Genomic DNA, 15,546 nt, shown 5'->3' on the forward strand with positions numbered 1-15,546 from the left:
CCGCAATCAGCGGGCTTTTGAGTGATGACGTGTGGCTTGAGTCAGCCAGCGGCGCTGTCCATTCGCACCGCGCCGCGACGATTCTGTCCGAACGCCATGACGCAGTTACGCCCGGCGCCCTTGGCGCTGTATAACGCCTGGTCGGCGGACTTGAGGACTTCTTCCGGCGTCCGTTGCTCGACACGCTCGGCGACACCGATACTGACCGTGACCGAGACACTGGAAGCACCGCTGCCGCTACGACGCTGACGACCTTGCTGATCGTCCTGCGGACGGCTCTCCTGATTTCGCAACTGGATGTTGTAGGAGGCAATCGACTCGCGGATGACTTCCAGGTGCGGCATGCACTCCTCGAGGGTTTTGCCCGCAAACACCAAGGCGAATTCCTCACCCCCATAGCGATATGCCCTACCGCCACCGCTGATTTTCGACAGCTTGCTGGCGACCAGCCGTAGCACTTGGTCACCGACGTCGTGACCGTGGGTGTCGTTGAATTTCTTGAAGTGATCGACGTCACTCATCGCCAGCACATAGTTGCGCCCCAGGCGCTGCATGCGTTCATTGAGCGCGCGGCGGCCCGGCAGACCGGTGAGTTCATCGCGAAAGGCCATTTGATAGGCCTCATGCGCCACGGCAGCGGCAATCATCAGCATCACCTGACTGCACATGATGTTCAGGGTGAACGGCAGGATGAAGGTTTTCGGCAGCATCCAGAACACCCCGAGCAGGCCGACCAATTGCGCCGCGTGCAGTGGACGCGGATTGCGCCAGTATTGCCAGGCCAGCAACAGGAATGCCGAGAGGAATACCGGATAGGACATCTGGATCAGGCTCATCCAGGCGCCGTGCAGCGCCGGCCAGCGGATTTCCGAGAGCCACATCAGCAGCGCCTGCGGATAACTTTGTTCAAGCCCCAAAGCAACACTGCCAAAGGCCAGCAACACGGCGAAGCGCGCGACCATGTCCTGGAACAAATGCGTACGTTCCTGCCACGCGGCGAACAGCCCGAACAGCAACGGCAACAGCAGACAGACCAGGTGAAACACCACGGCGGCGTCTTCGCGCACCTTGCCATTGTCGCGGTAATAGTCGGTCTGGGTGTCGAGCAAAAAGTAAGCGATGTACACCGTGAGCATCAGAAACAGCTCGCGCTGACGTCGGTAAACCGCACAGTAAGCCCCGCCCAACAGCAGCACCAGGGTCGGCAACACGTTGAACAGCGAAGTGAAGAATACGTTGAGGTCTTTGACGTACGCAGCCGCCAACCCCGCGAGCAACAACAGCAGTGAAGGTAGGAAATGGCTGAAACGTACAGCAGAAGAACGCGGCAAGGGTAAAGCTCCGACCCGTCATATCAAAGAGATGGCATTGTGCCTGCAATGTGGCCAGTTAAGCACACACAATGTGATCCAGATCACACGCAGTCTCTTTAACGGCAGAAAACCCCGGTTTCTGAGCGATTCAGCAACAAAAAAACCGCTGCCCCCCGAAGGAGCAGCGGTTTTCGTCAGACCGCGTTGAGGCTTAGTAGCCCAGGGCGAAGTCTTCTTCTTTCATGTCCATCAGGTTGTTGGCGCCTGACAGCATGGTGGCCACGTGGGTACGGGTACGTGGCAGGATGCGCTGGAAGTAGAAGCGCGCGGTTTGCAGCTTGGCGGTGTAGAACGCAGCGTCGCCGGTACCTTCTGCCAGCTTCTCGGCGGCCAGACGTGCCATGTCGGCCCAGAAGTAGGCCAGGCAGGCGTAACCGGAGTACATCAGGTAGTCCACGGAGGCCGCGCCGACTTCTTCGCGATCTTTCATGGCAGCCATACCGACCTTCATGGTCAGCTCGCCCCATTCCTTATTCAGTGCAGCCAGCGGTGCAACGAATTCTTTGACGGCTTCGTTGCCTTCGTTGTTCTGGCAGAACTTGTGGACGATCTTGGTGAAGCCTTTCAGGGCCTCGCCTTGAGTCATCAGCACTTTACGGCCCAGCAGGTCGAGTGCCTGGATACCGGTGGTGCCTTCGTACAGCATCGAAATGCGGCTGTCGCGAACGTTCTGCTCCATGCCCCACTCGGCGATGAAGCCGTGGCCACCGTAGATCTGCACGCCGTGGTTGGCGGCTTCGAAACCGACTTCGGTCATGAACGCCTTGGCGATCGGCGTCATGAACGCCAGCAGTGCGTCGGCCTTCTTCTTCTCTTCTTCGTCGACGCCGTATTTGACGATGTCGACCTGTTTGGCGGTGAAGTACACCATCGCGCGGTTGCCTTCGGCGAAGGCCTTCATGGTCAGCAGCATGCGACGTACGTCAGGGTGCACGATGATCGGGTCAGCGGCCTTGTCCGGCGCTTTCGGGCCAGTCAGGGAGCGCATTTGCAGACGATCGCGAGCGTATTTCAGGCCACCCTGGAAGCCGATCTCGGCGTGGGCCAGACCTTGCAGCGCGGTACCCAGACGTGCGGTGTTCATGAAGGTGAACATGCAGTTCAGGCCTTTGTTCGCCGGGCCGATCAGGAAACCGGTGGCACCGTCGAAGTTCATCACGCAGGTGGCGTTGCCGTGGATGCCCATCTTGTGTTCCAGCGAACCGCAGCTCACTGCGTTGCGCGCACCGAGGGTGCCATCGGCGTTCGGCAGGAATTTTGGAACGATGAACAGGGAAATGCCTTTGGTGCCAGCCGGAGCATCCGGCAGGCGGGCCAGTACGATGTGGACGATGTTGTCGGCCATGTCGTGTTCACCGGCCGAGATGAAGATCTTGGTCCCGGAAACCTTGTAGGAGCCATCAGCCTGAGGCTCGGCCTTGGTGCGCAGCATGCCCAGGTCGGTGCCGCAGTGCGGTTCGGTCAGGCACATGGTGCCGGTCCATTCGCCGGAAACCAGTTTGGTCAAATAGGCTTCTTGCTGCTCAGGGGTACCGTGCTCGGAGATGGTGTTCATCGCGCCGTGGGACAAGCCTGGGTACATGCCCCACGACCAGTTGGCTTCACCGACCATTTCGCTTACGGCCAGACCCAGCGACTCCGGCAGGCCTTGACCGCCGTGCTCGACGTCGTGCGCCAGGCTTGGCCAGCCGCCTTCGACGAATTGCTTGTAGGCTTCTTTGAAGCCAGTCGGGGTTTTCACGCCGGACTCGCTCCAGGTGCAGCCTTCGAGGTCGCCCACGCGGTTCAGCGGTGCCAGTACCTGCTCACAAAACTTGGCGCCTTCTTCAAGAATGGCGTCAACCATGTCCGGCGTTGCTTCGGAGCAAGCTGGAAGGCTTTGATAGTGCGCTTCGTAACCGAGCAGTTCGTCACGAACGAAGCGAATATCACGCAAGGGGGCCTTGTAGTCAGGCATAGCGATAAACCTCTGCTGATGTAACCGGGAATGAACGACCGCGTTGATTTGTTGTGACGGTCAAACAGTTGTTTGAAACATACGTTTACGCCGAAATCTTGTCAAGCGTCGATCTTTTGCCGTTCGTCATGACTTTTTTCAAATGCCGGACACGGCAAACCGCCATGGACTGCAAAGCGCCACGGGCAATGAAAAAAGATTAGTTGAGGGAGAAGGACTTACAACGAAAAACGCCGCGACGAGGCGCGGCGTTCAGCAGGCAGGAGGCGCGAAAAGTCAGGCAAACGTATCGATGATCGTACCGAGCATTTCATCGGAAGCCTTGGCGACCTTGGTGCCCAGCTCTACCTGAAACTTGCCTTGGGCCATTTCGGCCATGGCGCTGCCCGGATCCATTTGCTGACTGCGGTCGATACCGCGCAGACGATCGACCTGCGCCTCGGAAGACTGGCTGGTGACCGAACGCTCGATGGTGTTGTTGGCGATCTGGCTGGCCGCCTGATCGACACGGTTCTGACCGGTCTGAATCGTGCTCAAACCCGCATAAAAAGCTGTGTTACCGGAGATTTCCATGGGAGCTCTCATCCTTGGGAAGGATCAATGGCTGCCATTGAAGCAGAGGCGCCAGAAAAACACCCGTCAAAAATACTGATAGCACAGTGCCTTGTCATAGCCAAAAACATTAATCCAGCAGATCGAGTTGCAGATGATCAGCCACCGCCTCGGCGCTAAGCGACTTCAGTTTAGGTACCCGCCCCAGACACGGCGCTGGAAGCCGCTCGGCCAGCGTCGCCAGATTCTCTTCCAGACGCGAGGTTTTCGGATCGATGATATTGGCCACCCAACCGGCCAGCTGCAGGCCATCGCGGGCAATCGCCTCGGCCGTCAGCAAGGCATGACTGATGCAGCCCAGGCGCACACCCACCACCAGAATCACCGGCAGCTTCAACGCGATGGCCAGATCCGACAGATTGTCCTGATCGGCCAACGGCACCCGCCAGCCACCCGCCCCTTCGATCAACGTGAAATCGGCATTCAGCGCCAGAATTTCGCGCATCGGCGCCAGCAACGATTGCACGGTCAGCGCGACGCCGGCCTCACGCGCGGCCAGATGCGGCGCGATGGCCGGCTCGAATGCCACCGGATTGACCTGTTGATAAGTCAGCGGCACCGAACACTCGGCCAGCAGCGCCAGCGCATCGGCATTGCGCAAACCCTTGGGGGTGACCTCGCAGCCCGAGGCAACCGGTTTCCCCGCCGCCGTACTCAGCCCTGCCGAGCGCGCAGCATGCAGCAACCCGGCAGCCACGGTAGTCTTGCCGACATCGGTGTCAGTCCCGGTGATGAAATAGGCTGCGCTCATAAGGGTTTCTCCAACACGGCGTAGACCACCTGGTAAGTCGCCGGCAATCCCTGCGCCTGACGGAACTGCTCGTAAGCCTCGATCAACCCAAGAATCCGCGCGCGTCCGGTCAAGCCACCCGGCCGACCGGGGTTCAGATTGTGCGCGCCGAGTGCCTTGAGTTCGTGAGTCAGGCTGCGCACATCCGGGTAGTGCAACACATGCGCCTGATTCTGCAGACTCACCGTACGCAAGCCGCTGGCGGCACACAACTGCTCATAACGGGCGAATTCGCGGAAGCGGTTGACGTGCACCAGACCATCGACCTGCCGCCAGCTGTCGCGCAACTCGTACAACGTCCCTACACAAAGACTAGCAAACGCAAACATCCCACCGGGTTTCAGTACGCGAAAAGCCTCACTGAGCACCGATTCGAAGTCCGCACACCACTGCACCGCAAGGCTGGAAAAGATCAGCTCACAGGTCGAATCCTGCAACGGCAGACGTTCCGCATCGCCAGCGATGAAATACTGCGCACCACCCAAAGGACGGGCGTGATTGAGCATGCCCTCGGCGATATCCAGTGCCAAACCATGATCCTCGACAAATCGCTCGGCCATTGCGCGAGTGAAATACCCGGTGCCGCAGCCCAGATCCAGCCAGCGTGCCGGCACAAAACCCGCTGGCAAGCGCGCGAGCAACTGCGAACCGACATCACGCTGCAGCTCGGCAACGCTGTCGTAGCTGGCCGCCGCACGGGAGAAAGAGGCCGCAACCTGGCGCTTGTCAGGCAAGCCGCCAGGCAGCGCAACAAGAGACAAATCAGTCATCACCGCACTCGTGTAGAAAAGCCTGGATCGCACCCGCCACGCCATGGGGGTCTTCCAGAAGAAACGCATGACTGGCCTGTTCGATCAGACCAATTTCGATATCCGGCAACAGGGCGAACAACGCCCCCGCCGCTTCCGCAGGCACCAGGCCGTCCTGCCCGGCGAACAGGTGCAACTGCGGGCCGCGAAACGCCTGCAACGCTTCGCGCGTGTCGATCTGCGCCAGCAGTTCAAGCCCGGCCATCAACGCTTGCGGCGAAGTGGCCGGCGCGCCACCCAGCAGCAGCCGCGACATGCCGCGCGGGTCCGGCGCGCCCTGAGCACACAACAACGAGAACCGTTTTAGGGTCATCCGCGGGTCGGTCTGGCAACTGGCGAGAAATGCATCGAACGTCTCGCCCGGCATCGCACTCGGCCAATGCTCATGGGCGACAAATGAAGGATTGCTCGCCAGCGTCAGCAGACCGCAGCAACGCTCGCCGCGCCGTGCTGCCAGTTCAGAGGCAAGCATGCCGCCCAGCGACCAACCGCCCAGCCACACGTCCTGAGGAATACGTTCATCGAGTTCGTCGAGCCAGTCCTGCAGGTCGCTGGAATCGAGCTCCGGCAACGGCTCGATCTCGACATGCAGATGCTCGTCAAGCCCTTGCAAAGCGGCGGCCAGAGGCTCCAGCGGCGAAACACCGAGGCCCCAGCCGGGCAGCAGAATCAGGCGATCACGCATGGCTTGGCTCCGGCGGCAGTTGGGCAAAGCAATCGGCCAGTCCTTCTAACAATAGCTGCACCTGCGCCTCGCTGTGAGCGGCGGTCAGGGTCACGCGCAGGCGTGCACTTCCTGCCGGGACGGTAGGCGGACGGATTGCCGTGACCATCAAGCCGCGTTCGCGCAGCATCTGCGACAGGCGCACGGCTCGACCGGCGTCGCCGATCAGGATCGGCTGGATCGGGGTGAAGCTGTCCATCAGTTGCAGACCGATCTGCTCGGCCCCTCGACGAAATTGGCGGATCAGCAGGTTAAGGTGCTCACGCCGCCAATGCTCGGTGCGCAGTAATTCCAGACTTTTCAGCGTCGCACAGGCCAGCGCCGGTGGCTGGCTGGTGGTGTAGATGTAGGGCCGGGCGAACTGGATCAGGCTTTCGATCAGCTCTTCACTGCCGGCGACGAAAGCACCCGCCGTACCGAACGCCTTGCCGAGGGTGCCAACCAACACCGGCACATCGTCCTGACTCAAACCGAAATGCTCGACGATCCCGCCGCCATTGGCACCGAGCGGGCCGAAGCCATGGGCATCATCAACCATCAGCCACGCGCCCTTGGCCTTGGCCTCGCGGGCCAGCGCCGGCAGATCGGCGAGATCGCCGTCCATGCTGAACACGCCGTCGGTGACCACCAGCGTGTTGCCGGTGGCTTTCTCCAGGCGCTTGGCCAGGCTGTCGGCGTCGTTGTGCAGATAACGATTGAAACGCGCGCCGGACAACAGACCGGCATCCAGCAACGAGGCGTGATTGAGGCGATCTTCCAGCACCGTATCGCCCTGCCCGACCAGCGCCGTGACCGCGCCGAGATTGGCCATGTAGCCGGTGGTGAACAGCAACGCACGCGGCCGGCCGGTGAGATCGGCGAGGGCTTCTTCCAGTGCGTGATGCGGGCCGCTGTGGCCGATCACCAGATGCGACGCTCCGCCACCGACGCCCCAGCGCTCGGCACCGGCGCGCCAGGCTTCGATCACCTGCGGGTGATTGGCCAGTCCGAGGTAGTCGTTGTTACAGAACGCCAGCAACGGCTGGCCGTCGACCACCACTTCAGGCCCTTGCGGGGACTCGAGCAACGGACGCTGGCGGTAGAGATTTTCGGCACGGCGGGCAGCAAGGCGTGCGGCGAGATCGAAAGACATGCAGGCCTCGACTTTCAAGTGACACAGATTCCCTGTGGGAGCGGGCTTGCTCGCGAAGGCGGTCTGACATTCAACGTTAATGTCGACTGCACTGACGCTTTCGCGAGCAAGCCCGCTCCCACAGGGGTTTTGCATTCCTTCAGAGAAATCCGCGCAGGTTTAGACCGCCGCGTTATAGAACTGCTCGCTGCTCTTCTGCTCCACCAGCGCCTGCTCGATCGCGGCCTGATGCACTTCATCGGAATGCTCTTCGCGTGCTTCCGGCTGAATGCCAAGGCGCGCGAACAGTTGCATGTCCTTGTCGGCCTGCGGGTTGGCGGTGGTCAGCAGTTTGTCGCCGTAGAAAATCGAGTTGGCACCGGCGAAAAACGCCAGGGCCTGCATCTGCTCGTTCATCGCTTCGCGGCCGGCGGACAGGCGCACATGGGATTGCGGCATGAGGATGCGCGCCACGGCGAGCATGCGGATGAAGTCGAACGGGTCGATGTCTTCGGCGTTTTCCAGCGGCGTGCCAGCGACTTTCACCAGCATGTTGATCGGCACCGACTCCGGATGCTCCGGCAGGTTGGCCAACTGGATCAGCAGGTTGGCGCGGTCGTCCAGCGACTCGCCCATGCCGAGAATGCCGCCGGAGCAGATCTTCATCCCCGACTCACGCACGTAGGCCAGCGTCTGCAAGCGTTCGCTGTAGGTGCGGGTGGTGATGATGCTGCCGTAGAACTCAGGCGAGGTGTCGAGGTTGTGGTTGTAGTAATCGAGGCCAGCCTTGGCCAGCGCCTCGGTCTGTTCCTGATCGAGACGACCGAGGGTCATGCAGGTTTCCAGGCCCATGGCCTTCACGCCTTCAACCATCTTCAGCACATACGGCATGTCTTTGGCCGACGGGTGCTTCCACGCGGCCCCCATGCAGAAACGGGTCGAGCCGATGGCCTTGGCGCGGGCAGCCTCTTCGAGGACTTTTTGCACTTCCATCAGCTTTTCTTTTTCCAGGCCGGTGTTGTAGTGACCGGACTGTGGGCAGTACTTGCAGTCTTCCGGGCAGGCGCCGGTCTTGATCGACAGCAGCGTGGAAACCTGCACGCGATTGGCGTTGAAATGGGCACGGTGCACCGTCTGCGCCTGGAACAGCAAGTCGTTGAATGGCTGTACGAAGAGCGCTTTGACTTCGGCTAAAGACCAGTCGTGACGCAGGGTGGCAGAGGTGCTGGCGCTCATGGGCAGTTCCTTGGTTATGCTTGGCTGGCGGCTGCGGGAACGGAATACCCACAGGCGCGACACGGATGTTCGGCATATTTAAGGAAGAGTCATGCGCTGTCAACCACGAGACGAAGCACAGGTTTACATCTGTTTAAAAAACGTACAAAGCTGTTTGTTGTGCGATGAACCCGCAGAAGCAGAAGTGCCAATCTGCGTCGCCTGCGAAACCGATCTGCCCTGGCTCGGCAACCATTGCCAGACCTGCGCCTTGCCGCTGCCCGGCGCTGGACTGACCTGCGGCGGATGCCTGCTAGAGCCGCCGGCGTTCGAACAGGTGGTGGTGCCGTGGCGCTATGACTTCCCGGTGGACAGTTTGATTACGCGTTTTAAACACAACGCGAAATGGCCGTTTGGTCACCTGCTCGCCGACGTTGCCGGACAATACCTGCAACATCGCTTCGATGAAGGTTTGCCGCGGCCCGATGTGTTGTTGCCGGTGCCGTTGGCGGGGAGACGTCTGCGTCAACGCGGGTTCAATCAAGCGGCAATGCTGGGGCGATGGTTAAGCCAACAGCTGGATCTGCCTTTTGAGGAACATGCTCTACGGCGGATCCACGACACCAGCGCCCAGCAGGATCTCGACGCCAAGGCACGCAAGCGTAACTTGCGTCACGCCTTCGCCCTGGCCCCTGACGCAAAGGTGAAAGGTCGGCACTTCGCATTGATCGATGACGTGCTGACCACCGGCGCCACGGCCCAGGCACTGGCGCGACTGCTGCGGGATGCAGGGGCGTCGAGAGTTGACGTGTATTGCCTGGCGCGCACGCCAAAACCCGGAAGCTGAAACCGACACAATCCCTTGTAGGAGTGAGCCTGCTCGCGATAGCGCAATCACTGCCAACATTGATGCTGACTGTTCCACCGCCATCGCGAGCAGGCTCACTCCTACAAGGGCACTGTGTTTGGCTTGACTGATGCGTCGCAAGCCGCCAACTTCACTCTCCACCGCCACTGTGAAAAAGCCCCCACCAATGTCCCTGCCCACCCTGTTGTCCCAGCACATCGTCCGCCGTCCGCAGCGCATCGCCCTGCTGCAACACATTGCCGAACAGGGCTCGATCACCCGCGCCGCGAAAAGCGCCGGGCTCAGTTACAAAGCGGCGTGGGATGCGATCGATGAGCTGAATAACCTGGCGCAGAAACCGCTGGTGGAGCGCGCGGTCGGCGGCAAGGGCGGCGGCGGTGCCAGATTGTCCAGCGAAGGCGAACGGGTGTTGCGTCTGTACCAAAAGCTGCAAGCTTTACAGGCGCAGGTGCTGGAGGCCGCTGAGGACGCCAGCGATCTGGATCTGCTTGGGCGATTGATGCTCAGAACCAGCGCGCGTAACCAGCTGCACGGCAAAGTCGTGGCCATCGAAGGTCAGGGCCGCAACGACCTGATTCGCCTCGAACTGGCCGAAGGCCTGTGGATCAACGCGCAGATCACCCACGACAGCACCGTGCACCTGGAACTGCAACCGGGCACCGAAGTGGTGGCCTTGATCAAGGCTGGCTGGCTTGAACTACTGCCCCCGGAGCAAGTTGCAACATCTGGACACAATCTTCTGCAAGGCACTATCGAAGCCATTCTAGATGCCGAAGACGGCCCCAGCGAAGTTCGCATCGCCCTGCCCAACGGCCAGACGCTCTGCGCTCTGGCGGAGCCGCTGCAGCTTCGCACCCGTGGGCTGAGTGTCGAGCAACCGGTGCAGGTGCAGTTCTCGCCGTCCAATGTGCTGATCGGCACGCCGCTGTAACGGACTTTCTGCAACAAAAGCTTCATAGCCCCCCATTAAGGTTGCTGCCAAAACCAAGCAGGGAGCCTGATGTGAGCCTATTAGAAGAAAACCAATCGACTGATCTGGAAAAAATGGTCGGCCTCAGCCGTCGCGGTTTCATCAGCGCCGGTGCACTGTGCGGCGCTGCTATGTTCCTCGGCGGTAACCTGCTGAGCCGCAGCGCGCTGGCCACCGGCATCAGCGCCGGCAACAGCCGCCTGCTCGGTTTCGAGAGCATTCCCGCCGCAACCACCGATGTCATCAGTCTGCCAAAGGGCTACAAGTCCTCGGTGCTGATCAGCTGGGGTCAGCCATTGCACAAGAACGGCCCGGCCTTCGACCCGAGCGGCAATGGCACCGCCGCCGCTCAGGAAGTGCAGTTCGGCGACAACAACGACGGCATGAGCCTGTTCGAATTCCCCGACGACCGAAACCGTGCGTTGATGGCGATCAACAACGAATACACCAATTACCGCTACCTCTACCCGCACGGCGGCATGCCGCAGTCGGCCGAAGACGTGCGCAAGGCGCTGGCCTGCGAAGGTGTGTCGGTGATCGAAGTGCAGCGCAGGAACGGCCAATGGCAGTTCGTCCAGGGCTCGCGCTACAACCGCCGCATCCACGGCAACTCGCCGCTGCGCATCAGTGGCCCGGCGGCCGGTCATGAGCTGATGAAGACGGCCGCCGACAAGCACGGCAAGAAAGTCCTCGGCACCTTCCAGAACTGCGCCAACGGCAAGACGCCGTGGGGCACCTACCTGACCTGCGAAGAGAACTTCACCGACTGCTTCGGCAGCAGCAACGCTCAGCAGCAGTTCGACCCGGCACAAAAGCGCTACGGCGTGTCGGCCGCCAGTCGCGAAATCAACTGGCACCCGTTCGACCCGCGCTTCGACATGGCCAAAAACCCCAACGAACTCAACCGTCACGGCTGGGTGGTCGAGATCGATCCGTTCGATCCGCAATCGACCCCAGTCAAGCGTACGGCGCTGGGTCGCTTCAAGCATGAAAACGCCGCCCTCGCCGAGACCGATGACGGTCGCGCCGTGGTGTACATGGGCGACGACGAACGTGGCGAGTTCATCTACAAGTTTATCAGCCGCGACCGCATCAACCACCGCAACGCCAAAGCCAACCGCGACATCCTCGACCACGGCACGCTGTATGTGGCCAAGTTCGACGCCGGTGACGGCAACCCTGATCACCCGAAAGGCCAAGGCCAGTGGATCGAACTGACCCACGGCAAGAACGGCATCGACGCCAGCAGCGGTTTCGCCGATCAGGCCGAAGTGCTGATCCACGCCCGCCTCGCCGCCAGTGTGGTCGGCGCCACGCGTATGGACCGCCCGGAATGGATCGTCGTCAGCCCGAAGGACGGCCAGGTTTATTGCACCCTGACCAACAACGCCAAGCGCGGCGAAGACGGGCAGCCGGTGGGCGGGCCGAACCCGCGCGCGAAGAACGTCTACGGGCAGATCCTGCGCTGGCGCACCGACCGCGACGATCACGCGTCGAAGACGTTTGCCTGGGATCTGTTTGTGGTCGCCGGCAATCCGGGCGTGCACGCCGGTACGCCGAAGAGCGGTTCGTCGAACATCACCCCGCAGAACATGTTCAACAGCCCGGACGGTTTGGGCTTCGACAAGGCCGGGCGCTTGTGGATTCTGACTGACGGCGACTCGAGCAACGCCGGGGACTTTGCCGGGATGGGCAACAACCAGATGCTCTGTGCCGATCCGAAGACCGGCGAAATTCGCCGGTTCATGGTCGGGCCGATTGGCTGTGAAGTGACCGGGATCAGCTTCTCGCCGGACCAGAAAACCCTGTTTGTCGGGATTCAGCATCCAGGCGAGAACGGCGGTTCGACCTTCCCCGAGCATCTGCCGAATGGCAAGCCGCGTTCATCGGTGATGGCGATTACCCGTGAGGATGGCGGGATCGTCGGCGCCTGATAAATCGCTTTCGCGAGCAAGCCCGCTCCCACACTGGATCGGCTGAGTGCATGAGATGGTCGGCACACCGGAGATCCACTGTGGGAGGGGGCTTGCTCCCGAAGAGGCCCTTCCAGGCAGCCCACTATTCAAGGCAAAACCCTCAACCTCCACAGTCTGCGCTACCATGCTGGGCCGGACGCGGCAGCCTGCTGCGCGCAGGAGTCAGCATGGCCCACCCGTTTGAAACCCTCACACCCGATCTCGTGCTCGATGCCGTCGAAAGCATCGGGTTTCTCAGTGACGCACGCATTCTGGCGCTCAACAGCTACGAAAACCGCGTCTATCAGGTCGGTATCGAAGACTCCGAACCGCTGATCGCCAAGTTCTACCGTCCGCAACGCTGGACCAACGAAGCCATCCTCGAAGAACACCAGTTCACCTTCGAACTGGCCGACGTCGAAATCCCGGTGGTGGCGCCGCTGATCCACAACGGCCAGACCCTGCACGAACACGCCGGTTTCCGTTTCACCCTGTTTCCGCGTCGCGGCGGCCGTGCGCCGGAGCCGGGCAATCTCGATCAGTTGTATCGTCTCGGCCAGTTGCTCGGGCGGATTCATGCGGTCGGCGCGACCAAGCCGTTCGAACACCGTGAAGCACTGGGCGTACAGAACTTCGGCCATGCCTCGCTGGCGACGTTGCTTGAAGGCAACTTCATCCCCAAGAGCCTGCTGCCGGCCTACGAGTCAGTGGCCCGCGACCTGCTCAAGCGGGTCGAAGACGTCTACGCCGCCACGCCCCACCAGAACATCCGCATGCATGGCGACTGTCACCCCGGCAACATGATGTGCCGCGATGAAATGTTCCACATTGTCGACCTCGACGACTGCCGCATGGGCCCGGCCGTGCAGGACATCTGGATGATGCTCGCCGGCGACCGTCAGGAATGCCTCGGGCAACTGTCGGAACTGATGGACGGCTACAACGAATTCCACGACTTCGATCCCCGTGAACTGGCGCTGATCGAACCGCTGCGCGCCCTGCGCCTGATGCACTACAGCGCCTGGCTGGCACGACGCTGGGACGACCCGGCGTTCCCGCACAGCTTTCCTTGGTTTGGTACGGAACGGTATTGGGGCGATCAGGTGCTGGCGCTGCGCGAACAACTGTCCGCGCTGAATGAAGAGCCACTGAAACTCTTCTGATTCACCACAAACCTTTGTGGGAGGGGGCTTGCTCCCGAAGGCGGTGTGTCAGGCAATTATTCTGCTGCTGATACACCGCATTCGCGAGCAAGCCCGCTCCCACATTTGGCCAGTATTCACAAATTCAAAACTCATTTGCCAACAAATCTCCTTACAATCCCTGCTTTGTCAGCCGCCTAAGCAAGGATTCTGCATGCAAGCCGCCAACCCGCGTCGCGGGTACATTCTGGGCCTGAGTGCCTACATCATCTGGGGCCTGTTCCCGATCTACTTCAAAGCCATCGCCGAAGTCCCCGCTGTCGAGATCATCATTCACCGCGTGTTGTGGTCGGCACTGTTCGGTGCGCTGTTGCTGATGGTGTGGAAGCATCCGGGCTGGTTGCGCGAGTTGCTCGACAACCCCAAGCGCCTGGCGATTCTGGCCCTGAGCGGCACCCTGATCGCGGCCAACTGGCTGACCTACGTGTGGTCGGTGAACAACGGGCGCATGCTCGAGGCGAGCCTCGGTTACTACATCAACCCGCTGGTGAACGTGCTGCTGGGGATGCTGATTCTCGGCGAACGCCTGCGGCGCATGCAGTGGATCGCGGTAGGGCTGGCGGCCATCGGCGTGGCGCAGCAGGTGTGGCAAGTCGGCAGTCTGCCGTGGGTGTCGCTGGTGCTGGCGCTGACCTTCGGTTTTTACGGTCTGATCCGCAAACAGGCGCCGGTCAAGGCCTTGCCGGGGCTGGTGGTGGAAACCTGGATGCTGGTGCCGATTGCCGTGGCCTGGCTGCTGTTCAACCAGACCGCGACCAGCGCTCAACCCGAGTTCTGGACCACCTCGCAAGCCTGGTGGCTGGTGGCGGCGGGTCCTGTGACGCTCATCCCGCTGGTGTGTTTCAACGCTGCCACCCGTCATCTGCCCTATACCACCATCGGTTTCCTCCAGTACACCGCGCCAACCTTGGTGCTGCTGCAAGCGGTGTTGCTGTTTGGTGAGCACTTGTCGTCGAGCACGCTGATCGCGTTCATCTTCATCTGGGCCGGTCTGGCCGTGTACAGCGTCGATGCGGTGATCAGTTTGCGTCGGCGCAGCTGATCAAAAAACGCACAAAGCTTCGCAGGCCACGGTTCTCGTGGCCTGCAACGTTCCTTCCCAAGGTTATCCACAGCGTGATCCCCGCCGTTTGTGCGCAAGTCACTGAATGCTGGCGGTTTTTTGATCAGTTCCCGGCAAGCCACGGCTGGCGTGGCGTAGCGCCCGGTCTCTACAGGTTATCCACAGGCAGGTGCACGTTAAAACTGGATAACCTCGACGGCGCTTAAAGATCTGTGCGTAACACCAGTTCGACCATCAGATCATCGGCCAGGGTTTCCAGCCGCGATTGCAGCACGTCCAGCGACAGGGTCAGCGGCACCGCCAGAATCGCTTCAGCGTGAAACAGCGGCTCGCTGCTCATCGGTGCCGGGCGCACTTCGGTCACCAGCCGTTCGAGGTTCACCCCCTGCTCGCTGAGCAACCGGGTGATGTCGCGCACGATGCCCGGGCGGTCATTGCCCACCAACTCCATGGCGATCGGTTTCCAGGTGCAGGACTGCTCGATACCACTCTCCGCGATCAGCACGCGAATGCCTTGGGCCGACAGTGCTTGTAGGGAATCGACTAATTCGTCGTAAGCCTCCGCCGGTACGCCCACTCGCAGAATCCCGGCGAACTGCCCGGCCATCCGTGACATGCGGCTTTCCAGCCAGTTGCCGCCGTGCTCGGCGATGCATTGGGCGATGCGCTCGACCTGCCCGGGCTTGTCCGGAGCAAACACAGTGAGTACGAGATGGTCCATGGCGCGCCCTCTTGTCATGACTTTTGTTATAGAAAGGCAAGTATAGGCAAGGGGTTTGATTCAGCCCGGGCAGCAATTTGTGCGAGTGACCTGTGTCTTGGTTTTGGATGCAACCTGTGGCGAGGGGATTTATCCCCGATCGGTTGCGCAGCAGCCGTAAACCCTGTCAGCTCGGT

14 protein-coding genes are annotated in these 15,546 nt (G+C 61.1%); 5 read left to right on the top strand and 9 right to left on the bottom strand.

Annotation, left to right across the window (positions count from 1 at the left end; genetic code table 11):
• Positions 1-41 precede the first annotated feature (41 nt).
• From ACOYXI_RS16745 to bioB, 8 genes are all read right to left on the bottom strand, one after another.
• On the bottom strand, positions 42-1,331 hold the full coding sequence (locus ACOYXI_RS16745) for a GGDEF domain-containing protein (RefSeq protein WP_098965935.1): 1,290 nt from the start codon (positions 1,329-1,331) through the stop codon (positions 42-44).
• Between the two features lie 193 nt (positions 1,332-1,524).
• Positions 1,525-3,330, bottom strand: a complete 1,806-nt coding sequence (locus tag ACOYXI_RS16750) for a phenylacyl-CoA dehydrogenase (protein WP_027610694.1) — start codon at positions 3,328-3,330, stop codon at positions 1,525-1,527.
• Positions 3,331-3,606: 276 nt separating this feature from the next.
• Positions 3,607-3,903: a hypothetical protein gene (locus ACOYXI_RS16755; protein WP_003228898.1), complete on the bottom strand. Its 297-nt coding sequence runs from the start codon at positions 3,901-3,903 to the stop codon at positions 3,607-3,609.
• Positions 3,904-4,012: 109 nt separating this feature from the next.
• Positions 4,013-4,693, bottom strand: coding sequence for a dethiobiotin synthase (bioD, locus tag ACOYXI_RS16760; protein WP_003228900.1), 681 nt, complete (start codon positions 4,691-4,693; stop codon positions 4,013-4,015).
• Positions 4,690-5,502, bottom strand: a complete 813-nt coding sequence (gene bioC / locus ACOYXI_RS16765; RefSeq protein ID WP_461675067.1) for a malonyl-ACP O-methyltransferase BioC — start codon at positions 5,500-5,502, stop codon at positions 4,690-4,692. The genes bioD and bioC overlap by 4 nt, the downstream gene beginning before the upstream one ends.
• The gene (locus ACOYXI_RS16770) at positions 5,495-6,226 is read right to left on the bottom strand and encodes an alpha/beta fold hydrolase (protein WP_098965938.1); all 732 of its coding nucleotides are present in this window, start codon (positions 6,224-6,226) and stop codon (positions 5,495-5,497) included. Before ACOYXI_RS16770 ends, bioC begins: the two co-directional genes overlap by 8 nt.
• Entirely contained in the window at positions 6,219-7,397 is a 1,179-nt protein-coding gene (bioF, locus tag ACOYXI_RS16775; protein WP_098968458.1) for an 8-amino-7-oxononanoate synthase, read from the bottom strand. Before bioF ends, ACOYXI_RS16770 begins: the two co-directional genes overlap by 8 nt.
• A 159-nt stretch (positions 7,398-7,556) precedes the next feature.
• Entirely contained in the window at positions 7,557-8,612 is a 1,056-nt protein-coding gene (gene bioB / locus ACOYXI_RS16780; protein WP_047596458.1) for a biotin synthase BioB, read from the bottom strand.
• 91 nt (positions 8,613-8,703) lie between these two features.
• On the opposite strand from bioB, the gene ACOYXI_RS16785 reads away from it, so the two are divergent.
• From ACOYXI_RS16785 to rarD, 5 genes are all read left to right on the top strand, one after another.
• Positions 8,704-9,438: a phosphoribosyltransferase family protein gene (locus tag ACOYXI_RS16785; RefSeq protein WP_461675068.1), complete on the top strand. Its 735-nt coding sequence runs from the start codon at positions 8,704-8,706 to the stop codon at positions 9,436-9,438.
• Positions 9,439-9,625: 187 nt separating this feature from the next.
• A complete protein-coding gene (locus ACOYXI_RS16790; protein WP_223006920.1) occupies positions 9,626-10,390 on the top strand; it encodes a TOBE domain-containing protein in 765 nt (254 codons plus the stop codon).
• Between the two features lie 71 nt (positions 10,391-10,461).
• Positions 10,462-12,363, top strand: a complete 1,902-nt coding sequence (locus tag ACOYXI_RS16795; protein WP_461675069.1) for a PhoX family protein — start codon at positions 10,462-10,464, stop codon at positions 12,361-12,363.
• Between the two features lie 209 nt (positions 12,364-12,572).
• Positions 12,573-13,547, top strand: a complete 975-nt coding sequence (locus tag ACOYXI_RS16800; protein WP_027610685.1) for a serine/threonine protein kinase — start codon at positions 12,573-12,575, stop codon at positions 13,545-13,547.
• Between the two features lie 193 nt (positions 13,548-13,740).
• Positions 13,741-14,628, top strand: a complete 888-nt coding sequence (gene rarD, locus ACOYXI_RS16805; RefSeq protein ID WP_027610684.1) for an EamA family transporter RarD — start codon at positions 13,741-13,743, stop codon at positions 14,626-14,628.
• Positions 14,629-14,851: 223 nt separating this feature from the next.
• Here rarD and ACOYXI_RS16810 read toward each other — a convergent pair whose 3' ends face one another.
• Positions 14,852-15,370 (bottom strand): glycine cleavage system transcriptional repressor, encoded by a 519-nt coding sequence (locus ACOYXI_RS16810; RefSeq protein ID WP_095137448.1) that lies wholly within the window; start codon positions 15,368-15,370, stop codon positions 14,852-14,854.
• Between the last annotated feature and the right edge of the window lie 176 nt (positions 15,371-15,546).

The organism is Pseudomonas sp. G3-19 (genome assembly GCF_054855875.1).

Coding starts and splice junctions, on each gene's coding strand:
- ACOYXI_RS16750 (WP_027610694.1), bottom strand. CDS start 3,330: ATGCCTGACTACAAGGCCCCCTTGCGTGATATTCGCTTCGTTCGTGAC.
- ACOYXI_RS16755 (WP_003228898.1), bottom strand. CDS start 3,903: ATGGAAATCTCCGGTAACACAGCTTTTTATGCGGGTTTGAGCACGATT.
- bioD (WP_003228900.1), bottom strand. CDS start 4,693: ATGAGCGCAGCCTATTTCATCACCGGGACTGACACCGATGTCGGCAAG.
- bioC (WP_461675067.1), bottom strand. CDS start 5,502: ATGACTGATTTGTCTCTTGTTGCGCTGCCTGGCGGCTTGCCTGACAAG.
- ACOYXI_RS16770 (WP_098965938.1), bottom strand. CDS start 6,226: ATGCGTGATCGCCTGATTCTGCTGCCCGGCTGGGGCCTCGGTGTTTCG.
- bioF (WP_098968458.1), bottom strand. CDS start 7,397: ATGTCTTTCGATCTCGCCGCACGCCTTGCTGCCCGCCGTGCCGAAAAT.
- bioB (WP_047596458.1), bottom strand. CDS start 8,612: ATGAGCGCCAGCACCTCTGCCACCCTGCGTCACGACTGGTCTTTAGCC.
- ACOYXI_RS16785 (WP_461675068.1), top strand. CDS start 8,704: ATGCGCTGTCAACCACGAGACGAAGCACAGGTTTACATCTGTTTAAAA.
- ACOYXI_RS16790 (WP_223006920.1), top strand. CDS start 9,626: ATGTCCCTGCCCACCCTGTTGTCCCAGCACATCGTCCGCCGTCCGCAG.
- ACOYXI_RS16800 (WP_027610685.1), top strand. CDS start 12,573: ATGGCCCACCCGTTTGAAACCCTCACACCCGATCTCGTGCTCGATGCC.
- rarD (WP_027610684.1), top strand. CDS start 13,741: ATGCAAGCCGCCAACCCGCGTCGCGGGTACATTCTGGGCCTGAGTGCC.
- ACOYXI_RS16810 (WP_095137448.1), bottom strand. CDS start 15,370: ATGGACCATCTCGTACTCACTGTGTTTGCTCCGGACAAGCCCGGGCAG.